The sequence below is a fragment of the Marinobacter sp. NP-4(2019) genome, assembly GCF_003994855.1.
Taxonomy (GTDB): Bacteria; Pseudomonadota; Gammaproteobacteria; order Pseudomonadales; family Oleiphilaceae; genus Marinobacter.
Genome location: NZ_CP034142.1, coordinates 1,148,611 through 1,171,713, shown reverse-complemented (window position 1 = coordinate 1,171,713; position 23,103 = coordinate 1,148,611). Strand labels below are relative to the sequence as shown.

The window sequence follows — 23,103 nt, the reverse complement described above, 5'->3', positions numbered from 1 at the left end:
TTTCCAGCACCAGCAGAGGCATTCCATGGGATTTAACTGCGGCATCGTCGGCCTTCCCAACGTCGGCAAATCCACCCTGTTCAACGCACTGACCAAATCAGGCATTGGCGCGGAAAACTTCCCGTTCTGCACCATCGAGCCCAACGCCGGCGTTGTTGCCATGCCCGACCCCCGTCTCACCAAGCTGGCTGAGATCGTGAAGCCGGAGCGGGTCGTACCCACCACCATGGAATTCGTGGACATCGCCGGCCTGGTCGCCGGTGCGTCAAAGGGGGAAGGTCTGGGTAACCAGTTCCTGGCCAACATCCGCCAGACCGACGCCATCGCCCACGTAGTGCGCTGCTTTGAAGACGGCAACGTCATCCACGTGGCCAACAAGATCGACCCCGCTTCCGACATCGACGTCATCAACACTGAACTGGCCCTGGCCGATCTGGAGACTGTCGAAAAGGCCATCAAACGCGTTCAGCGCGTGGCCAAGAGCGGCGACAAGGAAGCCAAGGCCCAACTCGAGATGTTCGAAAAGCTGCTGCCAGTGCTGAACGAAGGCAAGCCGGTGCGCAGCATGAACCTGGACAAGGACCAGATGGCCCTGATCCGCGAACTGTGCCTGCTGACCGTCAAGCCGACCATGTACATCGCCAACGTCAATGAGGATGGCTTCGAGAACAACCCGCATCTGGATACCGTCAGGGAAATCGCCGAATCGGAAAACGCAGTGGTAGTACCCATCTGCAATAAGCTGGAAGCTGAAATCTCCGAACTCGAAGACGACGAGAAAGCTATGTTCCTCGACGAGATGGGCATGGAAGAACCCGGTCTGGATCGCGTGATCCGCGCCGGCTACAGCCTCCTGGGCCTACAGACCTACTTTACCGCCGGGGTGAAGGAAGTCCGCGCCTGGACCGTCAAAATCGGCGCCACAGCCCCTCAGGCGGCCGGAGTCATCCACACCGACTTCGAACGCGGCTTCATCCGCGCCGAAGTGGTCAGCTACGACGACTTCGTGCAATACAATGGCGAAGCCGGCGCCAAAGAGGCCGGCAAGTGGCGCCTGGAAGGCAAGGATTACATCGTCCAGGACGGCGACGTTATCCACTTCCGCTTCAACGTCTGATCCGTTCTCTCCATGACCACGGTGCCCCCTCTGCCACCCTGCTGTCACCCGCAGGATGATCGCTGGCCATTGCCCCGCCCCCTGCCGGGGCTGCACCTGGTCAGCCTGGCATTTGAAGCCACCGAACTAAAGCCGGAAGATTTCCGGCGCAGTCAGGTTTCACCCCCTGCTTCAGTGGCACGGGCCGTGGCCAAACGTCAGGCCGAATACCTTGCCGGCCGCCTGTGCGCCCGCGAAGCCCTCCGGCGGGCGGCCGGACAGCCGCTGACACCAGGTCAGAATGATGACGGATCCCCCTTGTGGCCCACGGGCACCATGGGATCGATTACCCATACCCACGGCTGGGCCGCCGCAGTGGTCGGGCAACAACACGAATACGCCGGAGTTGGCCTGGATGCCGAACAGATCATGCCCGATGAGCGCGGCCACTCACTGTCACGACAGATCCTGACCGCACCAGAGCAGGAGCGTTTCCGCCAGGAACTGACCGTTCAGGCCGGAGAATTCGTCACACTGGTGTTCTCGCTCAAGGAAACCCTGTTCAAGGCGTTGTATCCGCTGGTGCATCGTCGCTTCTACTTCGAGCACGCCGAACTGGTATCCTGGCAACCTGGGGGCAATGCCCGGCTCCGCCTGCTGACCCAGCTTTCGCCCGACTGGCCAATTGGTACGGAACTGGACGCCCAGTTTGCCCGGGACGGGCAACGGCTGATCAGTCTGATTGCGGTCGGACCGACTTCGCACTCCATCCAGAGCGAGGGATAACACGTCACTTCTTTCCCAACCTGCAACGCCACTCTTTGAAGCCGATTAGAATCAGGAAGATGGGCTTTTGCAAAATTCTACACAACCAACTGATAACAAATAATTTTTCTCATAAAAACCGGGAAGGGAAACAACTTTCTGCGATGAATTCGGGCTTTCATCCTTGACAGCCGCCAAGCCCAACCATAATATACGCGCCGCTTCCATTGATGAAGCAATGGCAAGGTAGCTCAGTTGGTTAGAGCACAGCACTCATAATGCTGGGGTCGGCGGTTCGACTCCGCCCCTTGCTACCAAGATTCAAAAGGGTCACGACTCACGTCGTGACCCTTTTCTTTGTTGGGGACGACCCCACCCTTCCCGGGAATTGAACGCGGGACGACCCGCAGTAAAATTTTCCGACATCATGAGAACCACCAAAGACAGAATCCGTCAGGCCATTTCTTTTGAGGCGATTGGCCTGGTCCTCTCCGTTCCCCTGGCTGCAGTCACCTTTGGTTTCGACCTGGAAAAAACCGGTGTCCTCGGCGTTATCTGCGCAACCGTCGCAACCGTATGGAACTATCTGTTCAATATCGGGTTTGATCATGGATTGATACGGTTGACCGGATCCACCCGGAAGTCTCTTACAATGAGACTGCTGCACGCTGTGACTTTCGAGGTTGGGCTGATGATCGTCCTGCTGCCTCTGATTGCCTGGTGGATGGGCATAGGGCTGATCGAAGCGCTGATGGTCGACGTCGCTTTCGTGGTGTTTTACCTTGTGTATGCTTTCGTCTTTACCTGGGGCTATGACACGATCTTCCCGGACAAAGACGACACCAGGGACAATCTCACACGGGGCCGGCTCGGAATAAAAACGAGCCACACAAGAGACGAGTACAGAACTCTATGAAGAACTGGCTATTTCTGGGCGTGGCGATTGTTGCCGAAGTTGTCGCCACGTCTGCCCTCAAATCAAGTGACGGCTTCTCCAGGCTCATGCCCTCAATTATCGTTATTCTGGGCTATGTGCTGGCGTTCTACTTCCTGTCACTGACACTGAAGGTGATCCCTATTGGCGTAGCGTACGCCATTTGGGCCGGGCTGGGCATCGTGCTGATTGCACTGGTTTCGTGGGCGATCTATGGGCAGAAGCTCGACCTACCGGCGATCGCAGGGATGACGTTAATCGTTATGGGTGTGGCGGTTATCAACCTGTTTTCCAGAACTGCGGGGCACTGACATTCCGGGAGCCGGAGAAGGCCGGGCAACGCGTTAACCCAGCCTTCCCCCTGATCAGATCAGTCCCAGAAATTCCACCAGGCCTGGGCCTTTTCCTGTTTCTGAGCCTGTCCCTTTTCACTGCCTTTTGAAGCCGGGTCAGCCTTGCGATTTTCATTATCCCGGTTGGAGGCCTGCGTCTGCTCCCGGGCATTCTCACCCCTTTCTTCCGCCTCTTCGGCACGCTCTGCTTCGTCCTCAGCACGCTCACGATTGCGTTCAGCTTCCTCTTCGGCACGCTCGCGGTTACGCTCAGCTTCTTCCTCGGCACGCTCACGCGATCGCTCAGCCTCGTCTGCCGCGCGATCCCGTGCGTCCTCGGCGTCCTCTTCAGCGCGCTCACGCATTTCTGCTGCTTTTTCCTTGCCCTTGCTGCGGGCTTCTTGCGCTTTTTCTTTCGCTTCGTGGGCCTTGGATTTGCCTTTCTCAGACATTTCCATTGCTCGCTGGGCATTGTCCGCAGCTTCGGACTGAGCCCAAACAGGCGCCGCCGACAGGCTTCCGGCCAAAACAATGCCTGTTGCAATCACAGTGGAACGAATCATTTTCGTATTCATAGAGACTCTCTCTTCAATGAGTGAACACCGGGGTCACCCCGGCACTTCCTACGGCACCATAATCATAATGATCTGCCAGATACTGGCGGTACTCATTTCACGCCAGAAGCCCTGCTCCGGTTCCATTCGATATGGCATACTCCCTTGTCGAAACAAATAACAACCATGCAACAGCAAGGACCGTTGATATGAAACCGGAAACCCTGGCCCTTCACGCAGGCTTCAAGAGCGACCCCACAACCCGGGCCGCGACCACACCGATTTACCAGACCACCTCCTACACCTTCGATGACACCCAGCATGGCGCCGATCTGTTTGATCTGAAGGTGCAGGGCAACATCTATACCCGCATCATGAATCCCACCAACGCGGTACTGGAAGAGCGGATGGCGGAACTGGAAGGTGGTGTCGGCGCGCTGGCCGTAGCCTCCGGCATGGCAGCCATCACCTATGCACTGCAAACTATCTGCAGGGTGGGCAACAACATCGTCAGCACCGGCCAGCTTTATGGCGGTACCTACAACCTGTTTGCCCATTCCCTGCCAAACCAGGGCATTGACTGCCGGATGGTGCAACACGACGATTTCCAGGCCGTGGAAAACGCCATTGATGACAACACCCGCGCCCTGTTCTGCGAATCCATTGGCAACCCGGCCGGCAACGTCGTCGACATCCAGCGCTGGGCCGAGATAGCCCATAAACACGGTATTCCGTTGATCGTGGACAATACTGTCGCCACACCGTTCCTGTGCCGCCCCTTCGATCATGGCGCTGATATCGTGGTTCATTCACTTACCAAGTACATCGGAGGCCATGGCACTACTGTGGCGGGCGTTGTGGTGGATTCCGGAAAATTCGACTGGAAAGCCAGTGCCACCAAGTTCCCTATGCTGAACGAGCCGGACCCGTCCTATCACGGCGTGGTCTACACCGAAGCCCTCGGCGCGGCAGCCTTTATCGGTCGCTGCCGCGTGGTGCCACTGCGCAACACCGGAGCCGCGCTGGCTCCATTCAATGCATTTCTAATCATGCAAGGCCTGGAAACACTGGCTCTGCGCATGGAACGCCATTGTGAGAACGCGGAGAAAGTCGCCAACTTCCTGCAGAGCCACCCCTCCGTGGAGTGGGTAAACTACGCGGCCCTGGCCGATAGCCCTTACAAGGCTACCTGCGAGAAAATCTGCGGCGGCAAGGCTTCCGGCATCCTGAGTTTCGGTATCAAGGGTGGCCGCGAGGCAGGGGCCCGATTTATCGACGCGCTGGAACTGATCTATCGCCTGGTGAACATCGGCGACGCCAAATCCCTGGCCTGCCACCCGGCCACCACCACCCACCGCCAGCTGAACTCCGAGGAACTCAAGAGCGCGGGGGTGAGCGAGGACCTGGTGCGCCTGTCCATTGGCATTGAACACGTGGACGACATCATCGCCGACATTACCCAGGCTCTGGACAAAGCCGGCAACTGATCCCTTTAACCGGGTTCGACGAATGTCGGACCCGGTTACCCCCGTGATTATCCGTACCTGCCTTGTATCTGCCCTGCCTGCGGATTACCCTTTAAGGCTATCCAAAGCTTTAATGAGAGTCCGGTTGCAATGAGCGACAGCGCGAAGCCCCGTATTACCAGTGGTTCCAAGTTCCGCAACGAGCATGGTTTTTCTGCCATCAAGGACGGAATCAAGCAATCCGGACACAAGGATACGACGGCCGTTGAGCGCAAACCAAAGTGGCTGAGAGCCCGTATGCCTGGCGGAGAGCGTTATGAGGCCGTCCGCAAGAACGTCAGCGAACACCGCCTGAGCACCGTCTGTCAGGAGTCCCATTGCCCCAACATCGGCGAATGCTGGACCAACGGCACCGCCACCATCATGGTGATGGGCTCTGTGTGTACCCGTGCCTGTCGGTTCTGTGCGGTGGATACCGGCAACCCCAAAGGCTGGCTGGACCATGAAGAGCCGGAGAACACCGCCAAGTCGGTGGAACTGATGGGACTGCGCTATATCGTATTGACCTCCGTGGACCGGGACGACCTGGACGACGGCGGCGCGGCTCATTATGCGGCCTGTGTTTCCGCCATCAAGCAGCGCACGCCGGAAGTGGCCGTCGAGGCCCTGACTCCGGATTTTGACGCGGTGATGTCGGATGTGGAAAAGGTGGTGGATTCCGGCCTGGATGTCTTCGCCCAGAACGTGGAAACCGTCAAGCGCCTTACCAGCCGCGTGCGTGATCCCCGCGCCGGCTATGAAAAGACCCTCAGCGTTCTGGCTCATGCCAAACAATATCGCCCGGACGTCCTCACCAAGACCAGCCTGATGCTGGGGCTGGGTGAAACCGAGGAAGAGATCCTGCAAACCATGGACGACCTGCGCGCCATTGGTGTGGATATCCTCACCCTGGGCCAGTACCTGCGTCCCACCCCGAACCACCTGCCGGTGGAGCGCTATGTCACACCGGAAGAATTCAACCGCTACCGTGACATTGGCCTGGAAAAGGGCTTTATGGAAGTACCGTCTGGCCCCATGGTGCGCTCCAGCTACCGCGCGGACCGGGTGTTCGACAAGAACAACCTGGGCCTGACCGTGCCCGAGGTACCCCCCAGCAACGTTCAGCAGATTCCGGTCAAGGTCCTCGACTGAGAAATTTGTTAGCTATTGTTAAATCCTGCAGGGACCATGATCTGAAACAAGGAAACGTTCACAAGCGACTGCTATCCTTGGCGTTTTGACGCTAATCAATACCGTCCGATGCAAGGGGGTATTGGCTGAACGGAAATCGGGTTTATCATGCTGCAACTGCTCAAGAACGCACGGCTGAAATACAAGTTCTGGCTGCTGAACATTGTCGTACTGACCGTGCTCTGCCTTCTGGTGCTCTATGCCATGGGCAGTATCGCCTCTGCCACCGACCGTACCTTTGCCGACGTCTTCAGCGACACCGCCCTGGAGTTTGCCGGAATTGTTGCGATATTGATGGTTCTGGAAATGGCCGGCTCCCAGTTGCTGATTTCCTTTATTGAGCGCCATGTTAATCGTCTGAAAAGCACCATGGTGGATGTTCAGGCATCAGGCAACCTCAGCAGGCGGGCTGACGTGGACTCCACTGACGAAATCGGTGACATGGGTAACGCCTTCAACGCCATGCAGGATCGCACCATGAGCGTCGTCAGGAGCATGAAGGAAGCCATCGAGCGACTGCACAATGAGGTCCGTGAACTTACTGCCGCCGCCGAGGCCCGCCGCGATGACCTCGCCCGACAGCAATCCGGTGCCGACCGCTCCGCCGAAGTCATCGAAGCCATGCTGCAGAGCTTTGGAGGTATCGCTGAGCAGGCGAGCATTGCCAAGACCCTGTCTCACGAAGCCCGCAACGCGGCTCTGGACGGTGGTGAGCGGGTGTCCCGCAGCGCCGATTCCATTCGTCGCCTCGAAGAAGTCATTCGCAACTCGGCATCCAGTGTGGAATCCCTGGCCGGGAATGGACACGAAATTAGCCAGGCGGTCACCGAGATCAAGGGTATTGCCGAACAAACCAACCTGCTAGCCCTGAACGCCGCCATCGAGGCCGCCCGCGCCGGTGAACAGGGACGTGGCTTCGCCGTGGTCGCTGACGAAGTGCGCAACCTCGCCCAGCGGGTACAGGATTCCACCGACCAGATCCAGGACACGATTAACCGCCTGCTCACCGCCATGGACCGCGCCGTCACCCAGATGACTGAAAGCTCGGCGGATGCCAGCCGTTGTGTGGACGAGTCCGAACAAGGCCGCCAGGCTCTGGACGCCATCAATTCGGTCGTCAGCCGTATTGACGAGACTAACGAACAGATCGCCAACCTGTCCGCGAACCAGACCGCCTCCACCGATGACGTCCGCGCCAATGTGCAGGGTATTCGCGACACCACCCAGAGTATGGTCACCCAACTGGCCGAAAGCGCCGATATGACTCAACGGCTGAAAAACCTCATCGACTCCCTGGAAGTGGCCTCAAACAGGGTCACAGTTAACTGACGCTTTGTGGCACACTCTGCACTCGTTTTAGAACAGTGTGGACTATGTGCCGATGACCCTGATCCGTTCCCTCTATGACCGGTTGATTCTCCCCCACCCGGTTGGCGTTCTGATTGTATTTGCCACCATTCTCGTACTTGCCAGCATACGCCTGGACCAGTTCCGGCTGGATGCCTCGGCAGAATCACTCGTTCTGGAGAACGACCGGTCGCTGGAACAGTATCGCGAGATCAACCGGCGATTCACCACGTCGGACGACTTTCTCATCGTCACCTTCACCCCGGACGGCGAGCTGTTCAGCGAGGAAACCCTGGACACTCTCCGCCAACTCAGAAACGACCTGGAAGCGGTGGACAGTGTCAGCTCCACCAATAGCATCCTCAATGTACCACTGCTCCATAGCCCAGACCTGACCCTCGACACGGTGGATTCTGAAATCCAGACCATGGACGAGAACGATGTGGCGCCGGCAACCGCCCGCGATGCCCTGCTGGATAATCCGCTCTACCCCAACCTGCTGATCAGTGAGGATGCCAGGACAACGGCCATCCAGGTCAATCTGCCCACGCCGGACCGCTATTTCGACCTGCTGAACCAGCGCGAAGCTCTGCGCGATAAGGTTGCCAGTGATACCGCCAGCGCAGAGGACCGGAGGCAACTCGAGCAGGTCAGCAACGAATTTATCCGCTTCACCGAACAGATGGGCGAGAAACGGGACCAGACCATCAGCCGGGTTCGAAGCATTCTGGACGGCTATCGGGACAGCGCCGAAATCTATCTGGGCGGCGTCCCGATGATCGTGGCGGACATGATTCAGTTCATCAAGAGCGACCTGTCCACGTTTGGCATCGGCGTGCTGATCTTCCTGCTGCTGACCCTCGCCATCATCTTCCGCCAATGGCGTTGGGTGCTGGTTCCTATGTTGTGCTGCGGTTTCACCGTATGGCTGGTAATCGGATACCTGTCGTGGGCCCAGTGGCCGGTGACGGTGATTTCCTCCAACTTCGTGTCGCTGCTGCTGATCATGACCCTGTCCCTGACAATTCACCTGATCGTCCGCTACCGGGAGTTCCAGCACGATGAACCGGAAGCCGCCCCGCGGGACGCGCTGCGGCGCACCCTGCTGGCCATGATCAAGCCCTGCTTCTACATGGCCATAACCACGATTGTGGCCTTTGGATCACTGACCTTCAGCGGCATCCGCCCGGTGATTGACTTTGGCTGGATGATGACCATTGGTCTGTCCGTTGCGTTCCTGATCACGTTCCTGATCTTTCCGGCGTTGCTGACGCTGCTGCCACCGCCCATTGACCGTTATGTCGCATCCGACCGGATCCCGTTCACCGATGCCTTTGCCCGCTTTACCGAACACCACGGCAAGATTGTGGTTGGCGGCTCCGTGGTTATTGCAGTGCTGTGTGTGATCGGAATGAGCAGGCTCACGGTTGAGAACAGCTTTATTGACTACTTCAAGTCCACCACGGAAATCCATCAGGGGATGATCACCATAGATAATCGCCTGGGGGGCACTACGCCGCTGGATGTTGTCATCACCGATGATCCACCTCCAGAAGATGCCGGGTCCGGCGACCCCTTTGCCAGCGACTGTGATCCGTTTGTCGAGGATTGCGGCGAAGCCGAAGAGTACCGGGACACCTGGTTCACCTATCAGAAGATGGAGCGCCTGAGGCGTGTCCACAACTACCTCGACAGCCTGACGGATACCGGCAAGGTGCTGTCCATCAGTACAACGCTGGACCTGCTGGCACAGGTTAATGGTGGCGAGCAGTTGGATGCGGTGGAGTTGGCCTTTGTGCCGACGGCGGTACCGGAAGATCTCCGCGACATCCTGCTGACCCCGTACATCTCCGAGGAACACGATCAGGCCCGCTTCAGTGTTCGCATCCTGGAAACCATGCCCGACCTCCGGCGCGATCAGCTGTTGGACACCATTCACGAGCACCTGACCGGCGAACTGGGCTTTGATGATGATCAGGTGCTATTCACCGGTATGACGGTGATGTACAACAACATGCTACAGAGCCTGTTCGAATCCCAGATCAAGACGCTGGGCGTGGTGTTTCTGGCCATCATGGTGATGTTCGTGATCCTGTTCCGATCGGTACTGCTGGCACTGATTGGCATGGCACCGAACCTGATCGCCGCTGGATCGGTACTGGGCCTGATGGGCTGGCTCGCCATTCCGCTGGATATGATGACGATCACCGTGGCAGCTATCACAGTTGGCATTGCCGTGGATGATACTATCCATTACATCCACCGCTTCAAAACCGAGTTCGCCAAAGACGGCGACTACATTGCCACCATGCACCGCTGCCACCGCAGCATCGGCCGGGCGATGTTCTACACGTCCCTGACCATCATCATCGGTTTCTCGATCCTGGTGCTGTCGAACTTCATCCCGACCATCTACTTCGGCCTGTTCACCGGCTTCGCCATGTTCATGGCCCTGGCAGGCGCCCTGACCCTGCTGCCGCGGCTGATTGTTCTGATTAAGCCGTTTGGTTCGGGTACTGGGGAATAGCCTGCTCGTAGCCTGCTAATTTGGGAGGGGGCGCGTTGATAGGTGGCCCTCCCAAAAACCGCTACGAGCACGTCCATGTGCGCTTGTTTCCGGCCATCCCTGGCCTCCAACATTTTTGGGAGGGCCACCTATCAACACTCTCGCCGACTTCGCAGTTATAGCATCGCCGGGTCGAGCAGCCTTGTGGGACAACGGTCAAAATGAAAAGATTCCCCCGTTTCAAATAACTGCAAAATCTGAGGCATGGCGGGTGAAGGCCCTCGACAGAATTTCGGAGGCCAGGGATGGCCGGAGAGAAGCGCACATGGATGTGCTTGTAGCGGTTATGGCGAGGGCCTTCACCCGCCATGCCCGGCACCACAATTAGCAAGGCTAAAAAACAAAAAAGCCGCCTACGGCCAGAAACCGTGGCGGCTTTTTTTCAGGTCTGGCGCTTACTGCTGCTGCATTTGCTGCTGCATCTGACGGCGCTGTTGCATCTGCTGCTGCATCTGCTTCATGCGCTTGTCCAGCTCCGCGCGCTGCTCTTCAGTGAACACCGCATCGACCTTGGCCTGCATCAGGGTAGACAGGGCTGTCATCTCGCCAGTCAGGTCACCCAGCTTCTCGGCGTTTTCACGAATGCTGTCTTCGTCATAATCCGGCTTGATCTCGGCCTGGATCGCCTGCTGCAGTTGCTGGGCTTCCGCCTGCAGTCCCTGAATTTCACCCTGCATCTCTTCAATGATGCCGCGAATCTCTTTCTGCTGGTCATCGCTCAACCCCACCAGCTCCGCCAGTTGGTCTACCTGATCACCCTGGGGGCGCTGTTGCTGGCTCATGTCCTGAGCCATGACCGGGCCGGCCAGCCCAATAGTCAAAAGAGCGATACCGAACAGTTTTACAAGCTTCATAAATGTCTCCGTAAATTAAGCGGCAATAACGTCAAACCGCTGGTCATCATTGGTTTCTCGGTTCAGGTCCACCACCCTAAAACAAAACACCCTCTGCTTTCACCCCGATATCCCTTCTTTTTGTACACATATCTCAAATCACCCGGCGGAATCCCGCAGCACCGGCGGTTTCAATCAAATGTGAAAATTTGGTCATTCCCGTCCATAATGGCGCGATTCAGCCAATTCTGGAGTCTCAACATGGCCATCAACTGGTTTCCCGGGCATATGCACAAGGCCCGCAAGGAGATCAAAAAGGTAATGCCACAGATGGACCTTATCATTGAGGTCGTCGACGCCCGCATTCCCTTCAGCAGCGAAAACCCGCTGGTTCCCAACCTTCGGGGCGATACACCGCTGATCAAGGTACTTAACAAGCGCGACCTGGCTGATCCGGACGTTACTGCCCGCTGGCAGTCCTGGCTTGAAAAAGAAAGGGGCGTCCGTGCCATCACCCTCACCCACAATCAGCGCGGTGAGGCTATGGACATCCTCAAACTGGCTGCCGCGATGACCCCTGACCACGATCGGCAGAAAAGCGCTCTGCGAGTGATGATTCTTGGCATTCCCAATGTCGGGAAGTCCACCCTGATCAATACCCTGGCCGGACGCCCGGCGGCGAAAACCGGTAACGAGCCGGCGGTGACTCGCGCCCAACAGGCCATCAAACTGCCAGACAACATCCTGCTGTACGACACCCCGGGCTTTCTCTGGCCCAAGCTGTCGCCGGAAGCCTGCGGCTATCGCCTCGCGATTACCGGTGCCATCCGCAGTGCGGTGATTGATTTCGAGGATGTGGCGCTGTTCGAAGCGGATTACCTGCTGCAGGCGTACCCGGAACTGATCAGGAAACGTTATGGCTTCCAGGAGCTGCCGGTGGACGGCCTGGCTCTGATGGACGCCATTGCCGCCAAGCGCCGGTTCTTTGCACGGGGGGGATTCCCGACCTGCACAAAGTGTCCGAGGTGCTGCTGAACGAGTTGCGTGCCGGTACCCTGGGACGGATCTCGCTGGAGACACCGGAGATGATCGAGCAGGAAGCCCGGGAGGCGGAGGCTGCCAGGCTGGCCAGGGAGACCAACCAGTCAGGGTAACTGGCAGCGGCAGACCTTAAACCAGCCGGCAGTGACGTATTCCGAGGGCAAGGCATCGAACATGTCCCGCGCGGTTCTCACCAGGTGGGGCTGGTCATAGAAACCGGCCTCCGTGGCGAGCCGTGACACGGATTTTCCGGGCTCCCAGAAAGCCAATGCCCGGTTCATCTTCAGGTGAAGCAGGAAACGACGCAGAGGCACCCCGGTCTGCTGACGAAACAGATGGCTCAGGCGCGACGAGGACAGTCCGACGCACCCGGCCAGCAGGCTGACGTCCAATTTCTCCGGCAACTCCCTGCGCAGGATGTCACAGACCCGTGATACCCGCTCGTCCAGTGGCTCTACCGGGCGTCCGACGCTGGCCAACAGATCTTCCAGCCAGCGCTCCACCGCTTCACAGCCCGGCTCCTGAACCGATGGCACGTCAAGGTGGCCCAGATCCAGATCTGCGGAACCCACACCACCCACCAGATGACGCAAGGCACGCCAGTAACGGCTGTCGGGATCCATCTGGGCAATCCACATACTGGTATCGCCAGGATCGAGAGCCTGTATGACATCGGGCGAAACAATAGCAGCCCGGGTACGGCGCCACTGGCCGTCCACCTGTAACTGAAATGTCTGATCCAGCCCAACCAACAGTGATGCACTGATGTGTCGGTGGGGCCGGTTGGGCATCAGCCGCCCAACCACCTGCCAGTGGTCCGGCCATAAGAACAGGGTGCCCTGGGGATAGTCAGATGCGGGGGCACGCCCCGCGGAATTCCACGTCATAGAATGCGCCTGATCGGGACTCAGCTACCAAGCATACCCCAATCAGTGCCTATCAGTGACCCCGGGCTGGTTTGTTGGTGGAGTGGGAGCCCTGGGCATGAGGCACCGGAATGCCCAGTTTGGCGGCGAACTCGATGCTGACGAAGATGGGACCAATCAGCAAAAACACCAGATCCTCGACAAAAGACGGCTTTTTACCCTCCACTTTATGACCCCATACCTGCACCGCCCAGGCCAGGATCCAGACCACAAGACTGCTCCAGAACAGCGACCAACCAGCTGCAATAACGCTCTGGATTATCCAGGCCGACAACGCAAACCAGACCGCCATCAGCACAAACACCCACACGGACAGTCGCAGATACACAATGCCCGACAACACGGCCAGAATGGTGGCACCATTGATCCATTCTGCCGCAGCACCGGATAACCCCAACCAATGGCCCACCGGTATCAGCCAGAGCAAGCCAAGCGTGGAAATCAGAATGGCCGGTACGCACACAATGTGCACCCATTGATTGACGGGGTTCTGATGGCTATCGCCGTAATCGTGAAGAAACTGGGACAAACTACGCACAAAAATACCCTCTTGTTGTATTTGACGAATATCATCTTATCCATGTCATTTTGCTTTGCCTTGTACGTAACGGCTATGAAGAGTCGGCGGGGCGACGAATACCCTTACCAAGGTCAAATATCACCCGAACAGCAAAACGCCTAAACTGTGAGGAAAGGTCAGCGAACTAACAGCACTACCCGGCACCCGGGTGGGCTCGTAAGGAGGAAACTATGAGACGCGTCGTCGTCACGGGTATGGGTATTGTTTCGTGCCTGGGAAACTCGACCGATGCGGTGCTGGACAGCCTGAAACACGGCAAGTCGGGCATTCGCTTCAGTGAAACCTACAAGGACCTGGGGTTCCGCAGTCAGATTTGCGGTTCGGTGGATGTGGATACCAGTGTGATCGATCGCAAACTGCGTCGTTTCATGGGCCAGTCTGCGATGTACAGTTATCTCGCCATGCAACAGGCTGTGGAATCCTCTGGACTGACCGAGGACCTGATTTCCAATGACCGCACCGGGCTGATTGCCGGTTCCGGCGGAGCTTCCAGCGCCAGCCAGGTCGAGGCAGTGGATCTGATGCGGGAAAAAGGCGTCAAACGTATCGGGCCCTATATGGTGCCGCGGATCATGACCAGTACGGTCTCGGCCTGTCTGGCCACTGCCTTCAGGATCCGTGGGGTGAACTACTCCATGTCCTCGGCCTGCGCCACCAGCGCTCACTGTATTGGCCACGCCATGGAACAGATCCAGTCCGGCAAACAGGATATCGTTTTTGCCGGCGGCGGTGAGGAAGAAGACTGGAGCCTGACCATGCTGTTTGACGCCATGGGCGCTCTGTCCACCAAATACAATGAAGCTCCGGCAACGGCTTCCCGCCCCTTTGACAGTGGCCGCGATGGATTTGTCATTGCCGGCGGAGGCGGCATGCTGGTAATGGAAGAGCTGGAACATGCCCGTAAGCGCGGCGCCCCCATCATCGCTGAGCTGACCGGTTACGGCGCCACATCCGATGGCCATGATATGGTCGCCCCCTCCGGTGAAGGTGCCATGCGTTGCATGAAGCAGGCCCTGGCGACCGTTGACTCACCGGTGGATTACATCAACGCCCACGGCACCAGCACGCCGGTTGGTGACGTCGCTGAACTTGGCGCGGTTCGCAACGTGTTTGGTGATGACATACCACGGATCTCATCCACCAAGTCCCTGTCAGGCCATTCGCTGGGCGCGTCCGGCGTGCACGAAGCCATTTACTCCCTGCTAATGCTCCAGAACGGCTTCATTGCCGGTACGGCCAACCTGAACAATCCGGATGAGAAGGTCAGCAACATGCCGCTTGTCGGCCCCAGTGCAGTGGAGGCCGAGCTGCGCACCGTTATGTCCAACAGTTTTGGCTTTGGCGGCACCAATGCCTCTCTGATTTTCCAGAAAGTCTGATCCCGCCCGGCGGGGAGTCCAGTCACCACACGGACTCCCCGCCGTCAATTTTTATCGATGAGCACACGTATCATCATTGGCTTGGCAAGCTATCCGTATTAGGGTACAAGCTTGACAGGAATCAATATGGGTACTTTTCCGCCATGGCCCGAGAAATCAAGCTCAAACTCGCTCCTGCACTCAAGGCCTCCTGCCACACGTGCAGCCTCAGCAATCTTTGCCTTCCCCTTGCCGTTGAGGAAAACCAGTTGGACCGGCTGGAGGACATTGTGGAGCAAGGGCACATCTACAATCGCGGTGAGCACATATTCGATCAGGACACACCGTTCCGTTCGTGTCTGGCGGTCCGTAGCGGCGCCATAAAAACCTCCATCATTACCGAAAATGGCAGCGAACAGGTCACCGGCTTCTTCTTGCCCGGTGAACTGGTTGGCCTGGACAGCCTGGGCGGAGAACGCTATGCCTGCACCGCCAAGGCGCTGGAGCGCACCAGTGTGTGCAAGTTTCCGACCGAAAAGCTGGAGGAGCTGACCCGTGCTATGCCTGAACTTCAGCACCATATGTACCAGTTGATGAGCCGGGAGATCCAAGGCAGCCATCAACTGGCCATGCTGCTGAGCAAGAACAGTGCAGAGGAACGCATTGCTGCCCTGCTTTTGTCACTGTCGAGCCGGTTCCAGCGCAGACGCATGTCCGGGACGAAATTCAGCCTGCCAATGGCTCGCAGTGATATTGCCAATTTTCTGGGCCTGGCGGTTGAAACCGTCAGCCGGGTTTTCACCCGCTTCCAGAATCAGGGAATTATCAGAACTCAGGGCCGTGAAGTTGAGCTTTTGGATACGGAAGCCCTGCGTGGCGCCATCCCGGAATTCAACCGTCAAAGTTCCCGGGTCCGCCCGTAAGAATCGACCCTGCAGCTTGGCCCACTGCCTTTCAGTGGGCTGGTGTGTCTGTGGGCCGCTTGTCTCCAACGGATGACAGAGCTTCCAGCTCGTCGGACAGCCCGGAACGCCAGGGAAGCTGTTTGATACCAAACGTATTGCGGATTTTAGTGCAGATCAGGGTAGCGTTGGCTGGCTCCAGCGTGGCCCATTCCGGCATATCGTCCACCACCCGAATCCCCGTGGGGATGCCCGGTAAACCGGCAATCGCCAGCCCGAGTTCGTAGAGGGAAATTTCTTCGGCACCGGCGTATTGATAGGTGCCCCACACTTCTGCACCGCAATCCAGCTGCAGGATGACCGCTTTCATCACCCTGGCCAGATCCCGAACCGTCACTGGTTGCCCCCGGCACTTGCCGGGCAACCGTAAGGTATCTCCCTGACCGGTTCCCTGTTGCACCTTGCGAATGAAACGTCCGAGGCTCCAGCCGGTACGCAGGATAATATGGCGGGGCAACAGCGTTCTCAGGGCCTGCTCGCACTCCCATTGCCAGTTGCCCAGCTCATTGCAGGGATGGCCTGGATTGGAGGCAATATAGGCGCTCTGCTTGCGGCCATCAAAAACGTAACAGGAGGATAGCTGTAACAGGGCCATATCGCGGTCCCGGGCGAATTCCGCCAACGCTATTGGCAGGGAAAAGGCCGCCTTGCGGATACCTTCGGGGTCACGTTCCGCTGCTTCAGGATCCGTCAGCCACAGGGCATTGACGATCAGGTCCGTATCCGCCGGTATCCATTCTTCCAGGGCGGACAAATCCGCCTTGTCAGGATCGCTCACCAGCAGCGGACTGATCTGGAGCGGTGTATCCCGCAACCACTCCAGCAAAATCCTGCCCAACGGGCCGTAATCATGAACTACAACAACATGCACAAGCGTCCCACGCCTCCCGAAATATCACTTATGTGACGGTCACCTGATAACGATCAAGCCAATGGCACTGCTGGTCACCGCCATACAATACTACGCCAACAGACCCAATTCCCGAACCTGAAGAGCATACAACAACAGGAACCGACATGCTGAAACAACAAAGCCACATTGTTGCCCCCATTCCCGAGGAACTGCGTACACGCGCCCTGTTTACCGTTGAAGAACTTCGTGGACGGGGCAAGGCCGACAAGGAAGCCATCGACAAGCTCTACAATCTGATTGTGGAGATGACCGAAGAAGGACTCGATTTTTTCTTCCTTGAACCCCTGCGTCGTCTCAACGCCGGCAACATGATGATGAGCATGGCCAAAATGGGCATCGGCAGCATGCTCAAGGGCAGCAAGATGGTGATACACAAAGTCTTGAAAAAGCTCGACGACCGCAGCCTGCACTCCATTCTGGACTTTGTCGAGGAAATCATCCACGAGCCAGAAACAGCGGCCTGAATCGACTTTCCCGGCTAAAGGTACAGCCTGGGCACCCGGGCTGTAACCCCTGTCAGCAGTTCATAGGCAATGGTATCGGCATGCCTGGCAACCTCATCCACGCCGACCTGACTGCCCCATAGCTCTACCCGATCTCCGGCCTGCGCCTCTGGCGCCTCCGACAGATCCACCGCCAGCATATCCATGGACACCCGGCCAATCAGGCGGATACGTTTACCATTTACCGCAGCCGGCGTGCCTGTGCCGGCATGGCGGGGGTAACCGTCACCATAACCCACCGCCACTATCCCCATCGGGGTCTCTTTTTCCGCGACCCAGGTGGACCCATAGCCAACACTGTCACCCGCCTTGAGCACACGCCGGGCAATCAACGGAGCTTCCAGCGTCATCGCCGCCCTCAACCCCAGTTCCGGGCCAGTTACACCAATCACCGGCGAGGCACCGTAGAGCATGATCCCTGGGCGACTCCAGTCAAACAGCTCCTGTCCCGGCAAAAAATGCGCGGCAGAATTGCCAACACTTTTCTCGAGTTCCGGCCACGGCGAAACCGCAGCCTGAAAACGCCGGGTTTGTTCCCGCGTGAAGCTGCTCTCACGATCATCGGCACACGCGAAGTGGGTGACAAACCCCTTCAACGCGGACTTCGTGACAGGTGATGACAGTAATTGCTCCACCCGTCCCGCGAGGTCATCCGCCGGGAACCCCAGTCGATTCATGCCGGTGTTCACTTTCAGCCAGAAATCCGGGGTGGACTCAGCCTCCCTCAGCCATGCCAACTGGTAATCACTGTGCATGACCGGCTGAAAGCCCTGATGGGCGCAGAGGGCCACGTCCTCCGGCTCATGAGGCCCCTGAAGCATCATCACCGGCTGAGCAAGCCCTTCCTCCCGTACAGCCATCGCTTCTTCAAGGCAGGCAACGCCATATCGGGGCGCCTCACTAGCCAAGGCCCTGGCAACCTGCCGGATACCGTGACCGTAACCATCGGCCTTGATCACCGCCATGGCCCGGGCGGTACCTGCGAGCTCACAGGCCAACCGGTAGTTGTGGCGCAATGCCTCCGGGTCAATGCGGGCAACGGTACTTCGCGGCATCAGTACTCACCACCGTAATCGCCATAATCCCCATGAGCCAGGTCTTCGAATTTGGTGAATTTGCCGATAAACGCCAAGCGGATGGTCCCGATTGGGCCGTTACGCTGCTTGCCGATGATGATCTCGGCAATGCCCTTGTCCGGGGTGTCTTCGTTGTAGACCTCGTCCCGGTATACAAACATGATAACGTCCGCGTCCTGCTCGATCGCGCCGGATTCCCGCAGGTCCGAGTTTACCGGGCGCTTGTTGGGACGTTGCTCGAGACTCCGGTTCAGCTGGGACAAGGCCACCACGGGACAACTCAGCTCTTTCGCGATACCTTTCAGTGAGCGGGAAATTTCGGAAATCTCCGCCGTGCGGCCTTCGGTGTTGCCAGGGACCCGCATCAACTGAAGGTAATCCACCATGATCAGGCCAATCTTGCCATTGTTCTCACGGGCAATCCGGCGGGCCCGGGAACGCATTTCAGTGGGGCTCAGGCCCGGGGTATCATCAATATAGAGCGGTTTGTCTTTCAGCAGACTGACCGCCGAGGTCAGTCGCGGCCAGTCGTCTTCTTCCAGCTTTCCGCTCCGGACCTTGGTCTGATCAATTCGCCCAAGGGAAGACAACATACGCATGGCCAGGGCATCTGCCGGCATTTCCATACTGAATACCAGAACCGGCGTACCGGTGCTGATCAGGGCATTTTCCACAATGTTCATGGCAAAGGTGGTCTTACCCATGGACGGGCGACCCGCCACAATAATCAGGTCTGCCGGCTGCATACCGGAGGTCTGGTCGTCCAGATCACGAAACCCGGTGGTCAGGCCCGTGGTCTGCTCACCGGACTCAAACAACTCTTCAATCCGGCTCAAGGTCTTGGTCAGTATCGGGTTAATGGCCTGGGGACCGGAACCCTCTTTTACTCTCGACTCGGCAATCTGGAAGACATTGCGCTCGGCTTCGTCCAGGATCTCATTGCTGTTACGGCCCAGGGGGTTAAACGCCGAATCGGAAATCTTTCCGGACACTTCCACCAGCTGGCGCAAAATGGAACGCTCCCGGACGATGTCTGCGTATGCCCGGATATTCGCCGCACCTGGTGTTTTTTCCGCCATTTCGGCCAGATAGGACAGACCACCCGCGTCTTCGATATCGCCGGCACGTTCCAGGAACTCTGCCAGGGTAACCACGTCCAACGGCTCGTTCTCGCTGGCAAGGCGCTCCACCGCAGCAAAAATGAGCCGGTGATCCTGCCGGTAGAAGTCAGCGGCGGAAATCACCTCACTGATTTCATCAAACCGGCGATTATCCAGCATCAAACCACCAAGAACCGCCTGCTCGGCTTCGACCGAATGAGGCGGTACCTTGATACGGCTGGTTTCTATATCCGTTTTTGCGGGCTTGAGATTGGGATTGGCCATGAACACATCTTCAGTTAGGAATCATTTCCGCGACAGTTTAAGCCTATTACCTCCGTGATGGGAGGGCTGCTGCAGACAAAAGATCATATCAGAAAGCAACAGGCCCGGAACCGCTTGCGCGGAACCGGGCCTGTACAACGGCGACTCCAGACTATCCGGAGCCCCGCCTGTACCACTGGCAGTGTTGGCACTCCGGCGGCGACGCCGGATTGCCACACAGCAGTCTCCGATTACTCGGCGACAACAACCAGCTTGATATCAACTGTGACGTCAGAGTGCAGCTGCAGCTCAATGTCGTACTCGCCGGTCACGCGCAGCGGACCTTCGGGCAGACGAACTTCGCTCTTCTCGACTTCGGTACCGCCGGCAGTAACAGCGTCAGCAATGTCACGCACACCAATGGAACCGAACAGCTTGCCCTCTTCACCGGCCTTGGAGGCGATGGTGAAGGAAGCACCTTCCAGAGCTTCAGCGCGGGCCTGGGCAGCAGCCAGCTTTTCAGCGGCAACCTTTTCCAGCTCTGCGCGGCGCTCTTCAAAGGCCTTCAGGTTTTCAGCAGTGGCTGCAACGGCTTTGCCGTATGGCAGCAGAAAATTACGACCGTAACCGGCCTTTACCTTGACCTTGTCACCAAGTGAACCAAGGTTTGCTACTTTCTCGAGCAGAATAACTTCCATCTCGTTAACCTCTTCGTGCTTTATTCAGCCGGCCCGGCGGGCTTGATTCGCCCCCGGATATCCAGCCAGCTATCCACAAACGCCAGAACCACTAACAGAATCATCAGGCTTGGACCCAGAAGCACCAGTGCTATGTAAAACAACACCAGCCACTGACCATTCAGATTCTTACGACCAACCACACCATGAACAAGCGCCAGGCTCGCGACAAACAGCGGCATGCCCGCAGCCCACACCAGCAGCATCGAGTTCAGCCCCAGAAAAGGACCGACCACCATAGTGACCGCGCACAGCACAGCCACCGCAGGTGACAGCCGGAAAGCATGGAACTCCTTCCGGAAACCGCCAGGGTTATAAAGCCCGGCCTGCCAGTACCTTGCCAACATGGTCATCGCCACACCTGTTACCAGGTAGGTACCTGCCATGCTGGCATTCATGGTGTCCCGAATGACTGTCTCCAGCTCATCGCCCAGACTGCGGGCCACCTCGGCATTGTATTGTTCGTAAAAACTGACCCCGGTGCGGACCAGATCATCCAGCAACCCCGGGTACATCACAGGCAACATAAGCCCTGTGACAATGGCCAGAAAGCTCCCCCAAGAAGGGCTCTTTCCCAGGACAGGGACAGTCTGAGAATGGAGGCCATCAGCATCACTTCAAGCAACACCGCCAGTGCCGTCGGGTCCTGCCCGAACCAGCTCCAGCCAAGTGCCGGCAGCAATGCCCAGAGACCGACATTCAGCCCCTGACCGATACCCAGCCTGAGAATCACCAGGCCGATAACGGCAGCTCCAACCCAGAACAGCAGGGGTATCGCAGTAGCGACTGCAGCGACCCCGCCTGCCTGCAGGGGACCGCGCATTACAAACTGTGCCAGTGCACGCATGGTCCCAAGTCCTGTTTATCTGTTAATTAGTTGTCGTGGCTGTCCGAGTACGGCAGCAGTGCCAGGTAGCGGGCACGCTTGACAGCGGTAGCCAGCTGACGCTGATAACGTGCTTTGGTGCCGGTGATGCGGCTGGGCACGATCTTGCCGGTTTCAGTGATATAACCTTTCAGGGTGTCCAGATCCTTGTAATCGATCTCTTTAACACCTTCTGCCGTGAAGCGGCAGAACTTACGACGTCTGAAAAAACGAGCCATAACTTAACTCCTCAACTCCGGTTAATTACTCTTCTTCGTCCTGGGTCTCAGCCTTCTGACGCTCGTCAGATTCGGCCGGACGACGCGCCGGACGCTCATCTCCGCCAGAACGACGGTCCTCACGGGACTCAGCGGCTTTCATCGGAGACAGGTCGGTAACAGCCTCATCGCGACGCAGAATCAGGTCACGGATGATGGCATCGTTAAACCGGAAGTTGTGGGTCAGCTCGTCCATAGCGGCCTGTGAACATTCCGCGTTCATCAGCACGTAATGAGCCTTGTGGATCTTGTTGATCGGGTATGCCAGATGACGACGGCCCCAATCTTCCAGGCGATGTACCTTGCCGCCATCTTCAGTGATGACGTTGGTATAACGCTCGATCATCGCGGGCACCTGCTCGCTCTGATCCGGGTGTACCATAAATACGATTTCGTAGTGACGCATGAGTTCTCCCTACGGTTTAAACAGCTTCCTTTTTGACGAGGGAAAAAATACCCGCCGACGTCAAATATGAAAGCAAGGAGGTGGCAGTCGCGCTGCCGGTTTCTTTTTGCTTTATCAATAAGGCGTTACAGAAAGGCCTGATCGAAAGCGTCATGTTGCTGCCCTGAATTCAGGCAATACAACACCGCCCCTATAAAAAGGGGTGCCGTATTCTAGGCGGGTGGGGAGTTCTATGCAAGCCTTTGGCGGAGTGCTTCGTACAGACAGACACCCGTTGCCACGGAGACATTCAGGCTGTCCACGTGCCCCAACATCGGAATGTTGATCAGGGCGTCGCAATGTTCCCGGGTCAGTCGCCGCATCCCCTTGCCTTCCGCCCCCATCACCAGCGCCACCGGCCCGGTAAAATCCGCCTGGTACAGCGTGCTGTCCGCCTCTCCGGCCGTGCCGATCAGCCATATCCCTGCATCCTTCAGGGTTCGCAGACACCGCGCCAGGTTGGTCACCCGCACAAAGGGCACGGTTTCCGCCGCTCCGCAGGCGACCTTGCGGGCCACTGGCGTCAGAGTGGCCGACTTGTCCTTGGGAACAATCACCGCCTGCACGCCGACGGCATCCGCCGTTCGCATGCAGGCGCCCAGGTTATGGGGATCGGTGACACCGTCCAGCACCAACAGAAACGGCGGTTTATCAGACCCGGCCAACATGGCCATCAGGTCGTCTTCGCCCCATTCCCGGGTTTCAGACACGGCGGCCACAATGCCCTGGTGAACGCCGGACACTTTCTCATCCAGCTCCTTCCGGTGCACAACCTTCCAGCGAACTCCGAGATCATCGAGAGCAGAAGTGATGCCCTTTACCCGCTTGTCCTGACGCCCGGTCTGTATCCAGACCTGCTGCAATCGCTCCGGCTCGCGCTTGAGGACGGCCTCAACCACATGCCAACCAAATATGAATTCTCCGGACACTGA

Annotated in this window: 22 protein-coding genes, 1 tRNA gene and 2 pseudogenes; 13 read left to right on the top strand and 12 right to left on the bottom strand. The window is 57.8% G+C overall.

The window, feature by feature from the left end; all coding sequences use genetic code 11:
• Positions 1-25: 25 nt before the first annotated feature.
• The 5 genes from ychF (at position 26) to EHN06_RS05295 (ending at position 3,106) form a co-directional block, all read left to right on the top strand.
• The gene (gene ychF, locus EHN06_RS05315; RefSeq protein ID WP_127330837.1) at positions 26-1,117 is read left to right on the top strand and encodes a redox-regulated ATPase YchF; all 1,092 of its coding nucleotides are present in this window, start codon (positions 26-28) and stop codon (positions 1,115-1,117) included.
• A gap of 12 nt (positions 1,118-1,129) precedes the next feature.
• Positions 1,130-1,882 (top strand): 4'-phosphopantetheinyl transferase family protein, encoded by a 753-nt coding sequence (locus EHN06_RS05310; RefSeq protein WP_127330835.1) that lies wholly within the window; start codon positions 1,130-1,132, stop codon positions 1,880-1,882.
• Between the two features lie 219 nt (positions 1,883-2,101).
• A tRNA-Met gene (locus tag EHN06_RS05305) sits at positions 2,102-2,178 on the top strand.
• A 110-nt stretch (positions 2,179-2,288) separates the two neighbouring features.
• Positions 2,289-2,777 (top strand): PACE efflux transporter, encoded by a 489-nt coding sequence (locus EHN06_RS05300; protein WP_127330833.1) that lies wholly within the window; start codon positions 2,289-2,291, stop codon positions 2,775-2,777.
• Positions 2,774-3,106, top strand: coding sequence for an SMR family transporter (locus EHN06_RS05295; protein ID WP_127330831.1), 333 nt, complete (start codon positions 2,774-2,776; stop codon positions 3,104-3,106). Before EHN06_RS05300 ends, EHN06_RS05295 begins: the two co-directional genes overlap by 4 nt.
• Before the next feature lie 59 nt (positions 3,107-3,165).
• Here the strand turns inward: EHN06_RS05295 and EHN06_RS05290 are convergent, their stop codons facing one another.
• Positions 3,166-3,702 (bottom strand): hypothetical protein, encoded by a 537-nt coding sequence (locus EHN06_RS05290; protein ID WP_127330829.1) that lies wholly within the window; start codon positions 3,700-3,702, stop codon positions 3,166-3,168.
• 188 nt (positions 3,703-3,890) lie between these two features.
• On the opposite strand from EHN06_RS05290, the gene EHN06_RS05285 reads away from it, so the two are divergent.
• The 4 genes from EHN06_RS05285 to EHN06_RS05270 all read left to right on the top strand — a co-directional run bounded on the left by EHN06_RS05285 (position 3,891) and on the right by EHN06_RS05270 (position 10,251).
• A complete protein-coding gene (locus EHN06_RS05285; protein ID WP_127330827.1) occupies positions 3,891-5,168 on the top strand; it encodes an O-acetylhomoserine aminocarboxypropyltransferase/cysteine synthase family protein in 1,278 nt (425 codons plus the stop codon).
• A 129-nt stretch (positions 5,169-5,297) separates the two neighbouring features.
• Positions 5,298-6,338 carry a lipoyl synthase gene (lipA, locus tag EHN06_RS05280; protein WP_127330825.1) on the top strand — a complete coding sequence of 347 codons (1,041 nt, stop codon included), beginning with the start codon at positions 5,298-5,300 and terminating at the stop codon, positions 6,336-6,338.
• A gap of 147 nt (positions 6,339-6,485) precedes the next feature.
• Positions 6,486-7,706 (top strand): methyl-accepting chemotaxis protein, encoded by a 1,221-nt coding sequence (locus EHN06_RS05275; RefSeq protein WP_127330823.1) that lies wholly within the window; start codon positions 6,486-6,488, stop codon positions 7,704-7,706.
• 52 nt (positions 7,707-7,758) lie between these two features.
• Complete coding sequence (locus EHN06_RS05270) at positions 7,759-10,251, top strand: efflux RND transporter permease subunit (protein ID WP_127330821.1); 2,493 nt, start codon at positions 7,759-7,761, stop codon at positions 10,249-10,251.
• 434 nt (positions 10,252-10,685) lie between these two features.
• Here EHN06_RS05270 and EHN06_RS05265 read toward each other — a convergent pair whose 3' ends face one another.
• Complete coding sequence (locus tag EHN06_RS05265) at positions 10,686-11,144, bottom strand: Spy/CpxP family protein refolding chaperone (RefSeq protein ID WP_127330819.1); 459 nt, start codon at positions 11,142-11,144, stop codon at positions 10,686-10,688.
• Between the two features lie 240 nt (positions 11,145-11,384).
• On the opposite strand from EHN06_RS05265, the pseudogene ylqF reads away from it, so the two are divergent.
• Positions 11,385-12,277: pseudogene (ylqF, locus tag EHN06_RS05260) on the top strand (ribosome biogenesis GTPase YlqF).
• On the opposite strand, the gene EHN06_RS05255 reads toward ylqF, so the two are convergent.
• Together EHN06_RS05255 and EHN06_RS05250 are read right to left on the bottom strand one after the other, a co-directional pair.
• Positions 12,269-13,051 (bottom strand): helix-turn-helix domain-containing protein, encoded by a 783-nt coding sequence (locus EHN06_RS05255; RefSeq protein ID WP_127330817.1) that lies wholly within the window; start codon positions 13,049-13,051, stop codon positions 12,269-12,271. The pseudogene ylqF and the gene EHN06_RS05255 overlap by 9 nt on opposite strands.
• Before the next feature lie 52 nt (positions 13,052-13,103).
• Entirely contained in the window at positions 13,104-13,628 is a 525-nt protein-coding gene (locus EHN06_RS05250) for a DUF962 domain-containing protein (protein WP_127330815.1), read from the bottom strand.
• A 212-nt stretch (positions 13,629-13,840) separates the two neighbouring features.
• Between EHN06_RS05250 and fabB the strand changes: the two genes are divergently transcribed.
• A complete protein-coding gene (gene fabB / locus EHN06_RS05245) occupies positions 13,841-15,049 on the top strand; it encodes a beta-ketoacyl-ACP synthase I (protein WP_127330813.1) in 1,209 nt (402 codons plus the stop codon).
• Positions 15,050-15,192: 143 nt separating this feature from the next.
• Complete coding sequence (fnr, locus tag EHN06_RS05240) at positions 15,193-15,951, top strand: fumarate/nitrate reduction transcriptional regulator Fnr (protein WP_127330811.1); 759 nt, start codon at positions 15,193-15,195, stop codon at positions 15,949-15,951.
• 31 nt (positions 15,952-15,982) lie between these two features.
• Here the strand turns inward: fnr and EHN06_RS05235 are convergent, their stop codons facing one another.
• Entirely contained in the window at positions 15,983-16,861 is an 879-nt protein-coding gene (locus EHN06_RS05235) for an SDR family oxidoreductase (protein WP_127330809.1), read from the bottom strand.
• Between the two features lie 146 nt (positions 16,862-17,007).
• Here EHN06_RS05235 and EHN06_RS05230 point away from each other — a divergent pair, with 146 nt between their 5' ends.
• Positions 17,008-17,367: a hypothetical protein gene (locus EHN06_RS05230; protein ID WP_127330807.1), complete on the top strand. Its 360-nt coding sequence runs from the start codon at positions 17,008-17,010 to the stop codon at positions 17,365-17,367.
• Positions 17,368-17,381: 14 nt separating this feature from the next.
• On the opposite strand, the gene alr is transcribed toward EHN06_RS05230, so the two are convergent.
• From alr to rlmB, 7 genes and pseudogenes are all read right to left on the bottom strand, one after another.
• A complete protein-coding gene (gene alr / locus EHN06_RS05225) occupies positions 17,382-18,461 on the bottom strand; it encodes an alanine racemase (protein WP_127330805.1) in 1,080 nt (359 codons plus the stop codon).
• Positions 18,461-19,867 carry a replicative DNA helicase gene (gene dnaB, locus EHN06_RS05220; RefSeq protein WP_127330803.1) on the bottom strand — a complete coding sequence of 469 codons (1,407 nt, stop codon included), beginning with the start codon at positions 19,865-19,867 and terminating at the stop codon, positions 18,461-18,463. Before dnaB ends, alr begins: the two co-directional genes overlap by 1 nt.
• 230 nt (positions 19,868-20,097) lie before the next feature.
• Complete coding sequence (gene rplI, locus EHN06_RS05215) at positions 20,098-20,544, bottom strand: 50S ribosomal protein L9 (RefSeq protein ID WP_127330801.1); 447 nt, start codon at positions 20,542-20,544, stop codon at positions 20,098-20,100.
• A 20-nt stretch (positions 20,545-20,564) separates the two neighbouring features.
• Positions 20,565-21,430 (bottom strand): annotated as a pseudogene (locus tag EHN06_RS05210) (hypothetical protein).
• A gap of 26 nt (positions 21,431-21,456) precedes the next feature.
• Positions 21,457-21,687 (bottom strand): 30S ribosomal protein S18, encoded by a 231-nt coding sequence (gene rpsR / locus EHN06_RS05205; RefSeq protein ID WP_012138917.1) that lies wholly within the window; start codon positions 21,685-21,687, stop codon positions 21,457-21,459.
• Between the two features lie 25 nt (positions 21,688-21,712).
• Entirely contained in the window at positions 21,713-22,132 is a 420-nt protein-coding gene (gene rpsF / locus EHN06_RS05200; protein ID WP_127330799.1) for a 30S ribosomal protein S6, read from the bottom strand.
• 230 nt (positions 22,133-22,362) lie between these two features.
• The gene (rlmB, locus tag EHN06_RS05195) at positions 22,363-23,100 is read right to left on the bottom strand and encodes a 23S rRNA (guanosine(2251)-2'-O)-methyltransferase RlmB (RefSeq protein ID WP_127330797.1); all 738 of its coding nucleotides are present in this window, start codon (positions 23,098-23,100) and stop codon (positions 22,363-22,365) included.
• Positions 23,101-23,103 lie beyond the last annotated feature (3 nt).

Bases quoted from the DNA above. Each gene is read 5' to 3' on its own strand.
- ychF (WP_127330837.1), top strand. From the start codon at position 26: ATGGGATTTAACTGCGGCATCGTCGGCCTTCCCAACGTCGGCAAATCC.
- EHN06_RS05310 (WP_127330835.1), top strand. From the start codon at position 1,130: ATGACCACGGTGCCCCCTCTGCCACCCTGCTGTCACCCGCAGGATGAT.
- EHN06_RS05300 (WP_127330833.1), top strand. From the start codon at position 2,289: ATGAGAACCACCAAAGACAGAATCCGTCAGGCCATTTCTTTTGAGGCG.
- EHN06_RS05295 (WP_127330831.1), top strand. From the start codon at position 2,774: ATGAAGAACTGGCTATTTCTGGGCGTGGCGATTGTTGCCGAAGTTGTC.
- EHN06_RS05290 (WP_127330829.1), bottom strand. From the start codon at position 3,702: ATGAATACGAAAATGATTCGTTCCACTGTGATTGCAACAGGCATTGTT.
- EHN06_RS05285 (WP_127330827.1), top strand. From the start codon at position 3,891: ATGAAACCGGAAACCCTGGCCCTTCACGCAGGCTTCAAGAGCGACCCC.
- lipA (WP_127330825.1), top strand. From the start codon at position 5,298: ATGAGCGACAGCGCGAAGCCCCGTATTACCAGTGGTTCCAAGTTCCGC.
- EHN06_RS05275 (WP_127330823.1), top strand. From the start codon at position 6,486: ATGCTGCAACTGCTCAAGAACGCACGGCTGAAATACAAGTTCTGGCTG.
- EHN06_RS05270 (WP_127330821.1), top strand. From the start codon at position 7,759: ATGACCCTGATCCGTTCCCTCTATGACCGGTTGATTCTCCCCCACCCG.
- EHN06_RS05265 (WP_127330819.1), bottom strand. From the start codon at position 11,144: ATGAAGCTTGTAAAACTGTTCGGTATCGCTCTTTTGACTATTGGGCTG.
- EHN06_RS05255 (WP_127330817.1), bottom strand. From the start codon at position 13,051: ATGACGTGGAATTCCGCGGGGCGTGCCCCCGCATCTGACTATCCCCAG.
- fabB (WP_127330813.1), top strand. From the start codon at position 13,841: ATGAGACGCGTCGTCGTCACGGGTATGGGTATTGTTTCGTGCCTGGGA.
- fnr (WP_127330811.1), top strand. From the start codon at position 15,193: ATGGCCCGAGAAATCAAGCTCAAACTCGCTCCTGCACTCAAGGCCTCC.
- EHN06_RS05230 (WP_127330807.1), top strand. From the start codon at position 17,008: ATGCTGAAACAACAAAGCCACATTGTTGCCCCCATTCCCGAGGAACTG.
- alr (WP_127330805.1), bottom strand. From the start codon at position 18,461: ATGCCGCGAAGTACCGTTGCCCGCATTGACCCGGAGGCATTGCGCCAC.
- dnaB (WP_127330803.1), bottom strand. From the start codon at position 19,867: ATGGCCAATCCCAATCTCAAGCCCGCAAAAACGGATATAGAAACCAGC.
- rplI (WP_127330801.1), bottom strand. From the start codon at position 20,544: ATGGAAGTTATTCTGCTCGAGAAAGTAGCAAACCTTGGTTCACTTGGT.
- rpsR (WP_012138917.1), bottom strand. From the start codon at position 21,687: ATGGCTCGTTTTTTCAGACGTCGTAAGTTCTGCCGCTTCACGGCAGAA.
- rpsF (WP_127330799.1), bottom strand. From the start codon at position 22,132: ATGCGTCACTACGAAATCGTATTTATGGTACACCCGGATCAGAGCGAG.